Below are 17,011 nucleotides of genomic sequence, written 5' to 3'. Positions count from 1 at the left end.
GGTTTCTCTGGGTAACTCTTCTTCTCTCTGTGTTCTCCGTGTCCATTTTTTTATTGGTTAGAACCTTCTCTTTATTTTCAATTATCGTCTATCCAAAAGCCTTTTTCAACCTCTCCAATCCGTCTTCCAGCATATACCTGGGACAGGCTATATTCATCCTTGCAAATCCGCTGCCCATAAAACCTCCTCCCATTGTCAGGGCCAGGCCGCCGTCTTCTACCAATCTTTCTTTTAATTTTTCATCATCCAACCCAAATTTCCTCAGATCCAGCCAAAGCAGATAAGTAGCCTCAGGTTTTTTCACTCTGATTTGGGGAATATTTTTTTCTATATAGTCTACAGCAAATTCTATATTTCCTCTCAGATGATCAAGGAGCTTCTCCAACCACTCTTCACCGTGATTATAAGCAGATATTACCATGTCCATACAAAAACTATTAGGCTCATGAACTCCTATGAGAGATAGTTCCTCTACAAAGTTTTCTTTTTCCTTCCTTGTTGGAAAAACTACAAATGAACTCTGAATTCCTGCCAGGTTAAAGGTCTTAGTTGCAGAAAGACAGGTATATACAAGGTTCTCCACTTCCCTCCCCAGGCTGGCTATGGAAATATGTTTCCCATCTAAAATCAGATCACTGTGAATTTCATCGGAAATAATCTTAACTCCATATTTTACACAGATCTCTGCGATTTTTGATGATTCTTCCCTCGTCCAAACCCTTCCAGCAGGATTATGGGGGTTACACAGGATAAATACCACCGAGTTTTTTACCTTCTCCTCAAAATCTATAAAATCCATCTCATATCCATTCTCTTTTTCAACCAGTTCATTTATAACTACTTTTCTGCCGTTACTCTCAATCTGTTTTACAAACTGAGGGTAGGTTGGAGACTGGATCATTATCTGATCCCCCTCATTGGTCAGGATCTTTATCAACAGGTTCAGGCTCGTTACCACTGTGGGAGAGTGAGCAATTCTCTCAAAAGATAATTTAGACCCGTGTCTTTTTTTCACCCAGTTTACCAGACTACCAATATATCTTTCATTTTCCATGGTATAACCAAATATTTTTTGATCAGCCTTGTTTTTTAAAGCTTCCACTACCACATCTGGAGCTTCTATATCCATATCTGCTACCCACATAGGCAGTAAATCTTCCCTTCCAAAATATTTTTTTCTCCCAGCCCATTTTCTCGAATCATTTTTACTTCTATCTATTTTTTTATTAAAATCAACCATTTTTATCCTCCTCTTTTTTTTTACATTATACTTCAGCCATTTTCAAAAAGATATAAATATCTATCCAAACTTTTCTTTCTTCCATTTAATTTATTCCAAGGAATTTAAATTTTCTTCTAGTATAGTATACCTATCACAATATTTTATTTTAGAAAATTAATAACATGAAATTTATCTTGGTAAATACAGATCCCTGCAAAAAAGATTTGGAGAAAATTCTAAAAAAGGAGATGAACTATGAGTAAACATCTAGATCTAACTCAAGGAGACATCAGATCTCTCATTAAAAAAATAGCCATCCCTTCAAGTGTTGGATTTTTATTCAACACCTTATTTAACATCGTAGATACCCTCTATGCCAGTTATATAGGATCTGATGCAGTTTCAGGGCTCACCCTTTCATTCCCTCTTTTTTTTATCCTCATATCTATCGGGGCTGGAATGGGAACCGGTACTACAGCTCTTATCTCCAACCTTTTAGGGGAAAAAAATATGAAAAATGCCAGGGATACATCTGAAGATTCTATAGGTCTTGGAATTATCCTGAGTTTTTTCGTTACCTTTTTAGGATTAATATTCACAAATTCTATGTTTAAATTTTTAAATGCTCCTGCTGAAACCACAATTTATGGTGTCCAGTATATCCATATAATTATAGGAGGGAGTCTCTTCTTCATTTTGAACAGTTCCTTCAACGCCATTCTTTCTGCCCAGGGAGACACTAAACCATACAGAAATTTTCTTATCCTCGGGTTTTTCTTAAATTTAATCTTAGACCCTCTATTTATATTAGTTTTTAATATGGGTATTGCAGGTCTTGCTCTGGCTACAGTTGTCATCCAAATAACAGGATCTTTTTACCTCCTGAAAAAAGTTATAAGATCCCACTTATTTCTAAAGGTCAAACTGCATCTGAAGAAGCCTGATTTTCATCACTATTTAGACATTTTAAAACAAGGGTTTCCGGCTAGTCTGAATATGATGAGTATGGCTTTAGGAGTTTTTGTGATCAACTATTTTGTTTTAGATGTAGGAGGCAGTTCTGCCGTAGCAGGTTATGGAATTTCTATGAGGATTGAGCAAATGGCTCTTCTGCCGACTATTGGATTAAATATCGCTATTTTAAGTATTACAGGTCAAAACTTTGGTGCAAAAAATTTAGATAGGATAAAAAAAGTTTATAGATTAGGTCTTATCTACGGACTTATCATAATGACCACTGCCATGTTTATCATCTTCCCCTTTTCAAAATATTTTTTAAGGTTGTTTACAGATGACCTGGAAGTTATAAAATATGGTGTTACCTACCTCAACATAGAAACCTTTGCATTTAATTCCTACGTTTTTCTAAACATCTCTGTGGCTGTCCTCCAGGGTATTAAAAAACCAAATTTTGTTATCTTCATCGGTATTTATCGGCAATTTTTACTCCCCCTTTTATTATTTCCTGTCCTGATAGGTCTTTTACCAAACCCAATATACGGTATTTGGGTGGGGATCCTTGTGGTGAATTGGAGTGCCGTTATCATCCTTGTTTTCTATACCAGGTATATGTTAAAAACCTATGAAAAAGATACTCACTAGTATCTTTTTCATAGGTTTTTTTCTTTAGTATTTATTTGTCATTATTCCCAAGATCGTTTGATCTGTTCCATCCATCCCTATTTGAGATAGGATCCCGATATTTTTTATAGTCTTTTCTATATCTTCACCTACTATCCCCTCACCATTGGACAATACTTTTTTGGCCTTTGAAAGGTGTACTGAATCAAATGCTGCATAAATTCCACTGGCTATCTTCATGGCACAAGATGCCTTGGCTCCATCACAGATCATCCCAGAGACATTACCCAAAGTATTAGTTATTGAGTCAGCTACTACTTCCAAACTTTCTCCCATTACGAAAGCTAAAGCTCCGCTGACACCTGCTGATGCACATATAGCCCCGCAATAAGCTGATAATCTGCCTACGTTTGTTTTTATATGAATACAGGCTAAGTGAGAAAAAGCCAGTCCTCTGATTGTTTCCTCATAACTCAGGTTATTGTCACTGCAATGCTGGATTATCGGCAGTGAAGCTGTCATCCCCTGATTCCCGCTTCCGCTGGTAGTCATTACCGGTAACGGGCACCCCGCCATCCTTGCATCTGACCCTGCTGCTGCAAAACTGGCACTTCTATTTTTTTGATCATTTCCGTATATTCCTTTTTCCATATTTTCACGGATCATAGATCCCATATTCACACCATATTTTTTAGTTAATCCCTCTTTGGCAATTGCAGAATTATAATCTACTACCATTTTAAAAATATCTTCTATCTCAGATAAATTTACAGTTTTAGCAAAATTATAGATCCCTTCAATTGTAAGGATTCCTCTGTCTTCGTCTGTGGAAGTGAAGTTTGTATCATTACAGGCTCTATTTATCAAAACTTCTCTATTTTTTTCTACCTTTGTTATATTGGTATGGAGGTGTTTTATCTCAACACTTGCAGATTCCTCCCCATTATAGGCTACAACCCTTGCATATAACTTTACATCTGTTTTTTCATGGATTACATTTATCTCTTTATTTTTAATAAATTCCTTCACTTCCTCCAATTGTCCAGGAGTAACACTGCTGATAACCATTAATTCTGCATCAGCATTTCCGGCAACAGCTCCCATAACAGCAGAGACCTCTATTCCTACCATTCCTCCACCATTTGGAACATTTACACTTTTAACATTTTTTATCATATTTCCAGAAACATATATATCTAATCTAGTCGGCTTCTTACCTAAAATCTCTACGGCTTTTGCTCCTACATATGCTATAGCAATAGGTTCAGTACACCCCTCTGCCGGTACTATTTCTTCATTTAATATTTTTACAACCTTTTTAACGTTCATGACTCCCCCTGCAACTACGCGTGATAATTTTTTATTATATTACACAGGGATTGTACACCTAAAGATAAAAAAAATCAACATTTTATGTTCATAATAATGTTTTTTAACCGTTTTTTAGTACAATTTAATTTTTCTATCACAAGAGATAATAATTTTTTATTAAAATTTGAATTTAATACTCAAAACCCATCTTTTTTTACAACAATTGTGCATCCAAGCAGATAATAGGGTATAATTTTATAAAACTAGGAGGTTTCCCATGAATTTAGATAAACTCACTAAAATTATAAAAGATGAAGAAATTGTTATTTTGTATATCAAAAGCAGGAGCTGCAGTGTCTGTACCGAGCTTTTACCCAAGGTAGGAGGAGCTGCAGAATCAGAAAAAATAAAGTTTATAGATATCTATATTGAGGATAATAGAGAAATCGGAAGTAAATATAATGTATTTACTGCTCCTACTATCATTATGTTCGTTATGGGAAAGGAAGTTTACAGGGAAGGTCGATTTTTGAGGGTCTCAGAATTAAAGGATAAAATTTATAAATATAAGGAGTTATTATTATAAATAGAGCAACTTGACGCTGTCTCCAGGTAGTTTTTATAACCTCTGCCACCTGATGGCAGGTATAATTTCTTATATAATAATAAAGAGGCTGGTTTAAACCAGCCTCTTTCCTAAGTTTAAGTTCCTGCATTACAAAAACAGCTTATAAAGTTTTATTGTGGTACCCTTTCATTATTTCTGTTGGTTTGAAATTGCAGTATCTATAATTATGAGCCAGTCTTGCCCCATCTTTTATCCTTATTACAGTAAAATAAGGATGAAACTCTTTTTCATGCTCGATTAAGTGGATTAAATTTTCATCATCTTTTTTTATCAACAGATAATCATCCCCAATCTCAAGATCATGTACACCAAAAATTAGAACATCATTTATTTTTACTGCATCTCCGTTAATTTCTACTTGCATTTTTTTCAAATTACTCCCCCCTTTTTCATCAGTTAAATAAATTCAACTACTCTCATTAACTTTTTATTGAAAATAATGTTTTTTCCTTTTTTTATTTTTAATAAAAATAAAAAAAACTCCCAAGCAGACACCAACTACAATAGTTTTTGTCCCCTTGGGAGTTTTTATATTATTTTTTCTTTAAATTATCGGAGATAAGCTCTCCACACTCTTTAATTCTTCCCTTCATTCCACAGCCCGTACACTTATCACGACAATCTGGAGTAAGTGCTAACTCTTCAGCTTTTTTCAATTCATCGATATAGAATTTATCCGATACACCGATATCCACCATATGCCAAGGCAGTTCTGCATGGGTTGATTTTTCCCCCAGATAATCTTTTTCATCTAAGTTCAACTCATCTATGGCTTCCTTCCACCTGGAAAATTGAAAATTTCTCCCATGATCTTCCAATTTGGCACCTTTTTTCCATACATTTTCCAATAGATCACTTATTTTTTCATCTCCACGGGACAGGAACCCCTCTAAATATGATTTTTCTCTGAAATGCATCTTTAAAGTCGTATGTCTTGCCCTGTAAAAAATATCTTTTAGGAGCTGATGTTTCCTCTCCATCTCAGCTATGTTCATTTGCTCAGCCCATTGGAATGGCGTATGAGGCTTTGGTACAAAATTAGATACACTGACTGTTATATTTAATTTCTTTGTAAATGGTTTACATGCTTTTACTACCTTCATTACTAATTCATGCATACCTTTTAGGTCTTCATCGGTCTCAAAAGGCAGCCCTATCATAAAGTAAAATTTCAGTGTTGCCCACCCGGCTTTCACCGCTGCAACTGCTGTTTGTAAAATATCTTCCTCTGTTACACCTTTATTAATAACATCTCTCATCCTCTGAGTTCCTGCTTCCGGCGCAAATGTAAATCCTGTTTTTTTACCACTCTGGATCTGCTCTGCAACTTCTACAGAATATGGGTTCATCCTTAGAGATGGAAGCCCTATACTCAAATTATTGTCACCGTGTTTTTTCTGTAAATTTGATAATAAAGGATTTATCTTACTATAATCACTACTGGATAATGAAGATAATGAAACTTCATTATACCCGGTAGATTTAAGTGTTTTTTCTATGAGGGCCAGATTTTTTTCCAAAGTTCTCTCTCTTACAGGTCTATATGTATATCCAGCCTGACAGAACCTGCATCCTCTGGTACACCCTCTTTGAATCTCTACCGACACCCTGTCGTGAACTATATTCACAAAAGGCACTATTTGATCGGTATAAAATTCTGTATTATCTAAATTATGAACTACTGCTTTTTTGATTTTTTTATCCTTATGCAGTTTGGGAATATATACCCCGTCTATGTCTTTTATCAATTCTAATTTTTCTGCCTTAGTTTTATGACTATTTGCCACAAATATTTTTGCTATTTCCGGCATCACATCTTCCCCGTCACCAATTACAAAATAATCTACAAATTTACTCATGGGAGCCGGGTTTACTGTACATGTTCCCCCTGCCATAATAAGCGGATCATCTTCTGTTCTGTCATCTGCTCTAAATGGTATCCCTGCCAAATCCAGTGCATTCAGTACATTGGTATAACTCATTTCATATGAAAGAGAAAACCCTACCACATCAAATTCTTTCAGTGGAGTCCTGCTCTCCAGGGAAAACATTGGTATATTATTTTCTCTCATGACAGCTTCCATATCCTCTTGGGGAGAAAATCCTCTTTCCAATGAAAATCCATCAACTTTATTTAATATATCGTATAATATTCTTATACCCAGGTTAGACATCCCTACCTCATAGATATCAGGGAAAAATAAACACATATTTGCTTTATACTCACTCTTGTGGACACTGTTTACCTCATTTCCCATATATTGTACCGGTTTCTCTACTGAAAGTAGATATTTTTCTATATCAATCATAGTCATTTCTCCTTTATTTCTTAATTACCCTCTCTCGGCTAGTGCCACTTTCGCCCTCTTACTTTTATAACTTCTCATTTCACAAATATTCTAGCAATAGTTTTCTTTGATTTCACATTTAGAAAATTCTTTTTAACTATAAGATTTTTTTAATATTCGTGACCTCGCGAAAACGATATCAGGGAAAGAGTTAGGCAGATTCTCTAAGAGGGTCAGTTCCTATCATCTATCTCCTGAAATCTCTTTAATTTTTTGTCTCCATCCAGCCCGTGGTGGTTTAAAATTAAGTCGGCCAATTCCAAATCTATCTCTTTTAATTTTTCATAACCCAATTTAGGATGCCTGTCCAACAGTTTATCTCCTACTAAGACTTTTTTCATCCTGGTCGGAAGAGATATTTTCTCCTTCCCGCAGTCATGCAGAAGGGCTAATTTCAGATATTTTTCATCTCTATTTAATATCTCATCTCTCTTTACCATCTGATAAACACCTATACTGTGTACTTTATCATAATTATCCATATTTATAAAAATTTTATATTCTTCCTCTGTTAACAGTAATTTGATTTTTTCCAGCTTTTCTATTTTAGGTTTTGCAAACAAATAATTTAGTCCCTGTTTTATTCTGCCCATGACACCTCTCCGGAAGTTAGATCGTCTTTATTATTATCTGCCCGTATTTTTTTCTTAAACTTTTGATATTACCGGCATTCTTTCCGATAACTTCACCTTTTTTATTCTTAGCTACGTAGAAAATATAGATATCTTTTATTTTTTCTATTTTCAAGATATTTTCTTCAGAAATATCATTAACCTCTTCTATTATCATCTCCTCTAATTCCCTGGATAAGATCATTTTTTCCAGAGTCAGGTATTTTCCCGGCAGAATTTTTTTCTCACCGGTTAATATATAGCCGGACATGATCCTTACCTGCTTCGGCATAAATGAATTTCCTGAAAATACCAGACTACCCCTGTCGTACGATATTTCCACCCTTCTTATTTTTTCCTTTAATTTCTGTCCCTTACTGTCGGTGAATTCACTTACATCGTAGGTTCCTGTAAGTTCATCACATCTTTTTAATATCTCTTCCTCAGCAGCCTTTATCTTATCTGCCGGATAGGTATACCTATAGACCCTCCCTTCCATCATCTCAGGAATAGCTAAGTTAGGCAGGGTTTTTTCTATCTTTATGATCTTCATCTCATCTATTTTTTTGTTGAATTTTTCCTTTAATGAGATTTTATCTATCTTATTGTTTGAATTTATATAGAGGATATTTTCTTTGGCACTTACCTGACCATCGGTTCTCCCGCCTTGCTGGACCCCCTTAGCCCAAGTGACTCCTAATTCCCCTAATATCTTTATAAATTCACCCTTTACAGTTTTCTTTGTGGAACTTTCATCTTTATTTTCATCAAAAGAATGAAATTTTGTACCCCTGTATGAGATATAAAATAAATATCCAAATTTTGTTGTTTTTTCTAAACTTCTAAAATTCACCTGTGCCTCCATCATACCCCGTGTTTTTTAACACCTTTACACCACTTAATTTCTCGATGGTTTTTATGTTATCCTCCAATAAAATTTCATCTGTATTATTATCTTTATTGTTGAAGATAATCCCCTTTATCATAATGTCATTTCTTTTCAATGTTTCTATCGTCAACAGGGTGTGGTTTATTGTCCCCAAAGAGTTGTTGGCCACCACTATTACCTCTGATTTTTTTCTGTAATCTACCAAAAGATCCAAATATGTATACCTGTTATTATATGGAACCAACAGACCTCCTGCACCTTCAACATACAAGGTTTCATGGGTTTTAATCTCTTCGTCTATCCTATTTTTTATCTCATTAATTAATATTTGTTCCCCATCTAACTCTGCTGCAATATGAGGAGACATTGGCTTTTTAAAAAAATATGTATTTATTTCTTCCACACCTTTTCCTAAAAGATCCGCATATTTTTTGGTATCCGACCCTTCTAAATTTTCTCCAAAAATTTCCGACCCTGTTTCTATAGGCTTCAATGCCATAATATTTTTTTTGTTTTTAAGGTCTTCCTCTATTAATTTTAAAGTAACATGGGTTTTCCCGATCTCAGTGCCGGTTCCCACTATAAAATAAAGGTTTCCCATATTTTCATCTTTATATTTTATTCTATGGCACTTCCTGCACCTGGGCTCATATGATTCTGTAGCTCCAACCAATACAATGGGATCATCGTAATAAGCAGGTTCACCATCTATCAGCCTCTGGGATACTGTAGCAGGATTTCCGCACACAGCACAAATAGCCTGAAACTTGTCTACATATTCAGCCCTGGCCAAAAGTTCATCCATAGGTTTAAAAGGTTCACCCTTAAAATCCTTATCCAATCCTGCTACAATTACTCTTTTTCCCATGTCAGCCAGATCTTCACAAAATTTTACAACTTCAGCACCAAAAAACTGCACTTCATCTATTCCTATTACCTGTGCATCACTGTATTTTTCAAAGAATAATTTTTCCATCTCTTCTACACTGGCAACCGGTACCCCCTCTATAAAAGACTGGCTGTGTGAAGCTAATTTTGCATCATCATACCTCACATCACTGGCATGTTTAAAAGCTACTACTTTTTGACGTGCGTATTTGGATCTTCTCAATCTCTTTATGAGCTCCTCACTCTTCCCTGAAAACATACTTCCAGTTACAACTTCTAACCATCCCATTCCTTCTGTTACTATAAATTGCAAATTTCTCACCCCATCTATATAATCCGATAAAAAAATAGGGCCCCTGCTCTCCTGAAAACACCCCTACTCTGTTTAAGATCTCGTTTTTCCCTGCCAGATTACTGACAGATAAAAAAACCATTGATTTAAACTTCCCATCATATTTTTTTTATTCCCTCTTACTTATTTTTCTAACTTCCCTTCTTTAAATACAGACTAAATTGTAGCATATTTTCTACCTTATTTCAATTTAGCATTTCTTCAAATAGTTTGAATTTTTTGATTTTTTGTTCCAATTCCATCTATACTCTCAGCAGATAAAACTACAGGTTCTGCTCAAGGCAGATATTAAGTAAATTTAAATTGTGTTATAATGTATCGAAATTTACTTTAGTAGGAGGCGTGCATGGATTTTTTAGAGATTATAAAAGTAATTATATTGGGTGTTGTTGAAGGGATTACGGAGTGGCTGCCTATCAGTAGCACAGGACATATGATATTGGTAGATAAATATTTAAGCCTTAATGTAAGCAGTGCATTTAAAGAAATGTTTTTCGTCGTTATTCAATTGGGTGCCATTTTTGCAGTGGTGATACTTTATTTTAATACGTTGTTACCTTTTTCTTTTAAAAATGGATTTTCAATAAAAAAAGAGACTATGTCTATGTGGTATAAAATTGTTGTTGCATGTATTCCGGCGGGTGTTGTTGGTATTTTATTTGATGATAAAATCAACGCCCTTTTTTATAATTATCAGACTGTAGCTATTATGCTCATTGTATTTGGTGTATTTTTCATTTTAATTGAAAACTATAACAAGGGTAATCAGCCAAAGATAAAAGCAATTTCAGAAATAACTTATAAAACAGCCCTAATCATAGGCCTGTTTCAGCTTATAGCAGCTGTATTTCCAGGGACATCACGTTCCGGAGCAACTATTCTTGGTGCACTTTTGATCGGGGTTTCAAGAACGGTTGCTGCAGAATTTACATTTTTCCTTGCTGTACCTGTCATGCTAGGAGCCAGCTTTCTTAAATTGTTAAAGTTTGGTTTGAGTTTTACTGGTTCGGAAATTATAATACTAATAATTGGTATGCTTGTTGCTTTCATAATATCTATTTTAGCAATTAAATTTCTTATGAAGTATATTAAAAAGCATGATTTCAAGGTTTTTGGTTGGTATAGAATCGCACTCGGTATAATTGTTATTTTGTATTTTGGTATAGGGACTGTCCTGTCGTAAAATAACGCAGATAAAGGAGCCAGTTTATGAATTACACACCTATATTAAAGGAGATCATCGATTATGTTGAAAACAACATCTACAGACCCATAACTTTAGATGAGATTGCAGCTAATTTTTTTATCTCAAAATTTCATTTCCACAGGATATTTAAAGTTTATACAGGTATTTCCTTTGGCCAGTATATGGGTAAGCGCAGGCTGCAGCATATTGGCGATGATATTTTAAAAGACAGAAGTGCAGAAATTTGGAAGGTTGCCCTTAAATACTCCTATACCCAGCCGCAAATTTTAAATAGAACCTTTAAAAAATACTATAATATTACTCCTACACAATATAGGAAAGATAATATCAGAACAATCATACAGGATAAGCTGGTCATCCTGGAAAAGGAGACTATCTCCCTGAATGGAAAAATTATGATCGATCTTTCTTTGGATTATCTTGAAAAAACAAAGGTTTACGGAGTTACCTACTCTATTGATCTGACTAAAACACCCCTCACTGAAGAGGAAATTGTAGGTTTTACCAAGATGAAATCCCAGGATTTTATCGGGATCCCTCAGTTAAGAAAAATGTATTATGTTTCCATCAAAAGAACCAAAGACATCTATACCTTTGGATTTTTTACCGATAAAAAACTTGATTTTTCAGAACATTTCACCATCCCTTCAGGCTTATATGCTCTTCTGCACTATTCCGGTGACAGGCTGTATAACTCCCTGGATGTTGTAATAAACGATATACAGAGTATCTTTGACAAGGAGCACCTCACTCCCAATAGGGATATTCTTGAGGTAGTCCAGCAGTTTTTTATAGAAAATCCGGCCCATTATTCCATCATTATTCCTGTGGAAGTCAGCAAATAAAAGCAATAAGCAGTAAAAATTCTAAAAGGCGATATATATCTATGGCCTTTTTTTAATGCAGTAAAAATATTAAAAGGGATCTTTGCATAAGTCTGAATCATGTAATATAATTTAGTATTAAAGTTAAAGGGAAATTAAAATAATAAGATAAGACTAAAAAAGCAATATGACGTTGCATCCAGACAGGCATAATCTAGGATTTTATAATTTTTATAATTTCCTAGATTATAAAAATTTAAAAAAAAAGACCTTATTTTTCAAAGGTCTTATGTCTATGGCCTTTTTTTAATGTAGCAAGAATGGTTTAACTTTTTTATAAAAAAAATGTTAAAATTTAATTAAAATATTAGTTTGACCCTTAGGTTGACTAATTTTAAAAATTTTCGTGTGTACACATACACATTTAGAAAATAGGAGGATATAGATGAAAGCAAAAAAAATAATATTAATTTCATGGCTGCTCCTGATAACCGGATGCTCCAGCTATGTTCGAGAGACCCATGAAGACCTCATGCAGACAAAAAACGATATTCAATTACAGGGTAATTTTACCTCAAGTGAAGATCAGAACTTAGTTTTTGTCCATGAAAAATGGTGGTCAAACTATAATGACCCGGATCTGAATAAACTCATGGAGATTGCATTAAATTCAAATGCAGATCTAAAAGTGGCTGAATTTAACATCCAGGCTGCCAGTGCAGCTATTGATGCAGCTGAACACAGTGCTTTTCAAATGGGACTCTATGCAGGTGCAAGTGTTCACGGCACCAGTAAACCATATACAAAATCAAAAGCTGTCTCAAAATCAATATCTATACCAGGAGGACCTACTCTTACTTCTACATTGTTACCTGAGGATGCCCTGGCAGGGGAAACTGCTTATGCAGCCGGGGCAGGGATTAGTGCTAACTATAATTTTGATTTCTATGATAAATATGAAAACTTAACAAAGGAGCAGAGGTATCTGGCTGAAAGTGCTAAATTTCATTCAAAACTAGTTGAGCTGAATATCACTACAAATATTGCTAAACTTTACGGATACTACATCTATCTCCAAGGGGAAAAAATAAATCTCCATAAAAAGCTGGCTATATTAACATCCATCCAAGATAAGGTAAGGGCAAGGGTTGAATTTGGCGGAGGAGAAGAGGAAGACCTGCTAATTATCCAAAATAAGATCCTTACTTTAAAAAGATATATAAATTTAAATGATTTTCAGAAAGAATCTACTGCAGAAATTATATATTCATTGTCATCTTATAAAAACAGAGACAGGGTAGAAAAAATATTAAAAAATGCTGAAGTTTCCCGCCTTATGGAACAGGAGTTTATCATTCCAAATAAGATATCCTCCGATGTTATTGTAAATCGTCCCGATGTACAATATTATCTGATGATGATCAAATCCCAAAAAGCCAAGTTAAAGTCACTAAAATCAGATTTTTACCCACAAGTTTCAATTGGTGGAGATGTGGGATATAGAGGGGTAGGGCTGGACAATAGTTTTAAAGATTTTTCATCTTTAATGTGGTCATTTGGACCCAAAGTTTACCTCCCGGTCTTTAATCTATCCGGTATCAAAGCTAATTATAAGATTGCCGGCATTCAGGTGAATGTATTTATTGCAGATTACAATAAAACCATTAATAATTCCATCCAGGATATCAACACAAAGTTAAGCAGTGCCAAGATATCAAAGATTAACTATATAAACTTAGATCATATTGAAAAAAATGAGGGAAAAATCTATAAAAATTCAAATTTTAAATTTAAAATCGGATCTATTTCTGAATATGAAAATTTAAAGGATCACTATATCTATCTGGATTCTTCCCTCTATAAAACCCAGCAAGCCTATAAACTTTACTCCGATCAAATCGACCTGATCAACAGCTTGGGAGGAGTGTATAAGAGCAGGGAACAATGAAAGAAAAAAGCTAAATAAAATTCAAAACTAAAGGAGTTATATATATGTCGGAAATTATAAAAACAAATGACAACTTAGAAGATAAAAAAGATATAAAACAGGAAGACAATAAGGGAAAGGCTAAGAAAAAAATCGCAGCCTTTATAGGTGGAATGGCAGTTGTTGGAATTCTTTATTCTCTCTATTTTTTCCTTTTCCTTAACGGCTATGAAACTACTGAAAATGCCTATGTTACAGGTAATCAGACTGCTGTAACTGCTCAGATAGCAGGACGTATAACCCAGATAAATTTTGTAGATACTGCCCAAGTTAAAAAAGGTGATTTATTGATTGAGTTTGAGGATACAGACTACCAGCTGGCTCTGGAAGGAGCAGAGATTGCCCTGGCTCAGGCAGTGAGGGACTACTCTTCCCTTGAAACTAATGTTTCTGAATGTGAATATGCCCTGGGAGAAACTATGAATAATCTGGCTAATGTGAAAAGAAATTATGACAGAAATTTCAAATTATTTAATGCCGGTATCATCAGCAGCCAGCAGATGGATGGAAGCACTACCCAGTTAAAAAATGCAAAATTAGCAGTATCCCAGAGAAAGGAAGCTCTTTCAAATGCAAAATTACAGGCCAGCTCAAAGGATGCTTATAGTCATCCTGCTGTTCGAAATGCCATTTTAAAATATAAACAGGCATCTCTAAACCTGTCCAGGACAAAAGTTTATGCCCCTGTAGACGGCATTGTAGCTAAAAAATCTATCTCCCTGGGACAGAAAATCGGAATTGGATACCCGTTATTTTCCGTAGTGGACCTGAACAATGAGTGGGTAGAGGTAAATTTAAAAGAAAATCAGATGAAACACGTCAAGATTGGAAATACCGTAGAATTAACAAGCAGTTTAAATGAGAAAGTCTATAAGGGTTATATCGTTGGTGTCTCTGCTGGTACCGGAAATGCTTTTTCCCTCCTGCCACCTCAAAATGCAAGTGGTAACTGGATCAAGATCGTTCAAAGACTTCCTGTAAGGGTAGCCTTCGATAAAAAAAGTTTAGAAGATAATGGAGTGCTTCCCCTGGGAACTACCATGGAAGCTGAGGTTGATACCAAAATAGTAGAAGATAGTCATCCCAATATTGAGATCAAATCTTCCAATCCATATACTTTAGATATCCAAAAGATAAAAAAAACAATAGATCATATAGTTAAGGCAAATTCATATTAACTGTGCAGGAGGGTTGTATGCCGGAAACAAATGATAAAATCACAGGAAAAATAATTTTTATAACTATAGCCCTTGCTACGGGTTCATTTTTAAATATGTTAAACGCCAGCATAGTCAATGTATCTCTCACGCATATTGCCGGAGATTTCGGGATCGCCACCAGCGAAAGTACATGGATCATCACGTCCTATTCCGTCGCCGAAGCCATAGTATTGCCCCTTATCGGGTGGCTGACACTGCAGTTTGGAACTGTCAAACAGTATATCTGGTCCACAATATTATTTGCCATAGCCAGTTTACTCTGCGGAATGAGTTTTTCCCTCTCCTCCATGGTTGCTGCCAGACTGTTGCAGGGAGTTGTGGGAGCCAGTATGATCCCCCTTTCCCAGACCCTGATCATGAAAATTTTTCCCAAGAAAAAACAGGGAATCGGGATAGCTATATGGACCATGACCCTTATACTTGGTCCTATCTTAGGCCCGGTCATCGGAGGAGCTATTACCGATGGAGCATCCTGGCGATGGTGTTTTTACTTTAGTATTCCCCTCTGTCTTTTGTCCAGTGGCATAATCTACTATATGTTTAAGGAGGAGTATGCCAGTGAAAAATTTACAAGGGTCAAAGCTGATTTTATAGGTATCTTCCTACTTATCAGCGGTATCGGGTCTCTCCAAGTTTTTTTAGAACAGGGCACAGACTTAGACTGGTTTTCCAGCCCATCTATCGTCATGCTGGCTATCACCTCATTTATGTCGTTGGTTATCCTGGGAATTTGGGAGTGGTATCATGAAAACCCGGTTATAAATGTCAGGTTATTTTTAAATAAAAACTTCACCATAGGAGTAATTTCCCTCCTGATTGTATCTGCAGCATTCTATATGACTGCCGTTATTCTGCCCTTTTGGCTGCAAAATGTCATGGGATACACAGCATTTATAAGTGGTAAAACCACTGCTACCCTGGGTTTACCCATATTATTTTTATCTCCTATTATAGGTAAATACACCGATAGAATTGATAACCGGCATATTGCCATTACGGGATTTATTATTTTTGCCATAGTTTCGTTTTTTACCGCTAATTATAGTTTAGATGTCACATCCGGCTATGTCTCATATACCAGAGCTTTAAGCGGTATCGGCCTTGCATTTTTCTTTGTAGCTTTAAACAATGTATCTCTTGGGAGTATAAATCCCGTTCAAATTGTGGCTGCAGCCGGAATTTTTAATTTTATGAGAAATCTGGGAAACAGTATCGGCAGCAGTCTATTTATACCCCTATGGAATCATTCTCAGGCTTACCATCACGAGGTATTAGCCAGTCATATCCATACAGGTAATCCAAGTTTTTTGCCGCTGATTAATTCCGTTCCAGGTTCTATCCAGGCTAAATTAGTTGTGATAAATGGTTTGATCACAAAGGAAGCAGCTACCATGGGGGTCAACGATGTCCTCTTGGTTGCCGGCCTTATTATTTTGGCTCTGGTTCCATTTATGCTCTTGGCAAATAGAGCTGTAGGTTCTGCTCAGGGGGGGCATTAAGCTGCACTAAAAAAAAGCTAACGCTTCTTCAACCCCCAGCCCCCATCTTGGGGGTTTTTGGTATAATAACTATTATGACTACTATTACACTTAAAGATATTCTTACCAACGACAACCTAAAAGCTTTTTTTAAGCATCATTTTAAATTCTTTTTGAATTTCCCCAAGAGTTTTCTTCACTTTATCAAATCTACTCTCGTTGCTGCACAAAATTGTAGAGAGTTTGCTTTTGCTAAATCTGTATTTTCTTGCCCTACTTGCTCTCACTATACTTTTAGACCCGTTACTTGTAAGTCAAAATTTTGTTCTTCTTGCGGTAAAATTTATGCAGAAAAATGGGCTCATAAACTATCCTCTCAATTAATTGATAAAAAACACAAGCATATGATCTTTACTCTTCCTAAAGAAATTTGGAACTACCCAATTATTAAAAGAGATTTATTAG

Annotated in this window: 15 protein-coding genes; 8 read left to right on the top strand and 7 right to left on the bottom strand. The window is 35.4% G+C overall.

The window, feature by feature from the left end:
* Positions 1 to 88 precede the first annotated feature (88 nt).
* The gene (locus tag DYH56_RS02370) at positions 89 to 1,240 is read right to left on the bottom strand and encodes a MalY/PatB family protein (protein ID WP_114641255.1); all 1,152 of its coding nucleotides are present in this window, start codon (positions 1,238 to 1,240) and stop codon (positions 89 to 91) included.
* A gap of 237 nt (positions 1,241 to 1,477) precedes the next feature.
* Here DYH56_RS02370 and DYH56_RS02365 point away from each other — a divergent pair, with 237 nt between their 5' ends.
* Positions 1,478 to 2,824 (top strand): MATE family efflux transporter, encoded by a 1,347-nt coding sequence (locus DYH56_RS02365; protein ID WP_114641254.1) that lies wholly within the window; start codon positions 1,478 to 1,480, stop codon positions 2,822 to 2,824.
* 24 nt (positions 2,825 to 2,848) lie between these two features.
* Here DYH56_RS02365 and DYH56_RS02360 read toward each other — a convergent pair whose 3' ends face one another.
* Positions 2,849 to 4,132, bottom strand: a complete 1,284-nt coding sequence (locus DYH56_RS02360) for an L-cysteine desulfidase family protein (RefSeq protein WP_114641253.1) — start codon at positions 4,130 to 4,132, stop codon at positions 2,849 to 2,851.
* 259 nt (positions 4,133 to 4,391) lie between these two features.
* On the opposite strand from DYH56_RS02360, the gene DYH56_RS02355 reads away from it, so the two are divergent.
* A complete protein-coding gene (locus DYH56_RS02355) occupies positions 4,392 to 4,700 on the top strand; it encodes a thioredoxin family protein (protein ID WP_114641252.1) in 309 nt (102 codons plus the stop codon).
* 142 nt (positions 4,701 to 4,842) lie between these two features.
* Here the strand turns inward: DYH56_RS02355 and DYH56_RS02350 are convergent, their stop codons facing one another.
* From DYH56_RS02350 to DYH56_RS16325, 5 genes are all read right to left on the bottom strand, one after another.
* Positions 4,843 to 5,115, bottom strand: a complete 273-nt coding sequence (locus DYH56_RS02350) for a hypothetical protein (RefSeq protein WP_114641251.1) — start codon at positions 5,113 to 5,115, stop codon at positions 4,843 to 4,845.
* Between the two features lie 160 nt (positions 5,116 to 5,275).
* A complete protein-coding gene (locus DYH56_RS02345) occupies positions 5,276 to 7,057 on the bottom strand; it encodes a TIGR03960 family B12-binding radical SAM protein (RefSeq protein ID WP_114641250.1) in 1,782 nt (593 codons plus the stop codon).
* A 206-nt stretch (positions 7,058 to 7,263) separates the two neighbouring features.
* Positions 7,264 to 7,683 carry an HD domain-containing protein gene (locus DYH56_RS02340; RefSeq protein ID WP_114641249.1) on the bottom strand — a complete coding sequence of 140 codons (420 nt, stop codon included), beginning with the start codon at positions 7,681 to 7,683 and terminating at the stop codon, positions 7,264 to 7,266.
* Positions 7,684 to 7,699: 16 nt separating this feature from the next.
* The gene (locus DYH56_RS02335) at positions 7,700 to 8,554 is read right to left on the bottom strand and encodes a tRNA pseudouridine synthase A (protein ID WP_114641248.1); all 855 of its coding nucleotides are present in this window, start codon (positions 8,552 to 8,554) and stop codon (positions 7,700 to 7,702) included.
* Positions 8,544 to 9,800, bottom strand: coding sequence for a thymidine kinase (locus DYH56_RS16325; RefSeq protein ID WP_147269584.1), 1,257 nt, complete (start codon positions 9,798 to 9,800; stop codon positions 8,544 to 8,546). Before DYH56_RS16325 ends, DYH56_RS02335 begins: the two co-directional genes overlap by 11 nt.
* Before the next feature lie 376 nt (positions 9,801 to 10,176).
* Here DYH56_RS16325 and DYH56_RS02325 point away from each other — a divergent pair, with 376 nt between their 5' ends.
* From DYH56_RS02325 to DYH56_RS02300, 6 genes are all read left to right on the top strand, one after another.
* Positions 10,177 to 11,013 carry an undecaprenyl-diphosphate phosphatase gene (locus DYH56_RS02325; RefSeq protein WP_114641246.1) on the top strand — a complete coding sequence of 279 codons (837 nt, stop codon included), beginning with the start codon at positions 10,177 to 10,179 and terminating at the stop codon, positions 11,011 to 11,013.
* Between the two features lie 26 nt (positions 11,014 to 11,039).
* The gene (locus DYH56_RS02320) at positions 11,040 to 11,882 is read left to right on the top strand and encodes an AraC family transcriptional regulator (protein ID WP_114641245.1); all 843 of its coding nucleotides are present in this window, start codon (positions 11,040 to 11,042) and stop codon (positions 11,880 to 11,882) included.
* Between the two features lie 424 nt (positions 11,883 to 12,306).
* On the top strand, positions 12,307 to 13,809 hold the full coding sequence (locus DYH56_RS02315; RefSeq protein WP_114641244.1) for a TolC family protein: 1,503 nt from the start codon (positions 12,307 to 12,309) through the stop codon (positions 13,807 to 13,809).
* A 44-nt stretch (positions 13,810 to 13,853) separates the two neighbouring features.
* A complete protein-coding gene (locus DYH56_RS02310) occupies positions 13,854 to 15,026 on the top strand; it encodes an HlyD family secretion protein (RefSeq protein WP_114641243.1) in 1,173 nt (390 codons plus the stop codon).
* 17 nt (positions 15,027 to 15,043) lie between these two features.
* Positions 15,044 to 16,567: a DHA2 family efflux MFS transporter permease subunit gene (locus DYH56_RS02305; protein WP_114641242.1), complete on the top strand. Its 1,524-nt coding sequence runs from the start codon at positions 15,044 to 15,046 to the stop codon at positions 16,565 to 16,567.
* A 74-nt stretch (positions 16,568 to 16,641) separates the two neighbouring features.
* On the top strand, positions 16,642 to 17,011 hold a 370-nt coding region (locus tag DYH56_RS02300; protein ID WP_199532953.1), incomplete at its 3' end, for a transposase zinc-binding domain-containing protein.

The sequence above is a fragment of the Psychrilyobacter piezotolerans genome, assembly GCF_003391055.1.
GTDB lineage: Bacteria > Fusobacteriota > Fusobacteriia > Fusobacteriales > Fusobacteriaceae > Psychrilyobacter > Psychrilyobacter piezotolerans.
The sequence above is the reverse complement of the archived record's forward strand: the minus strand, read 5'-3'. Positions and strand labels throughout refer to the sequence as shown.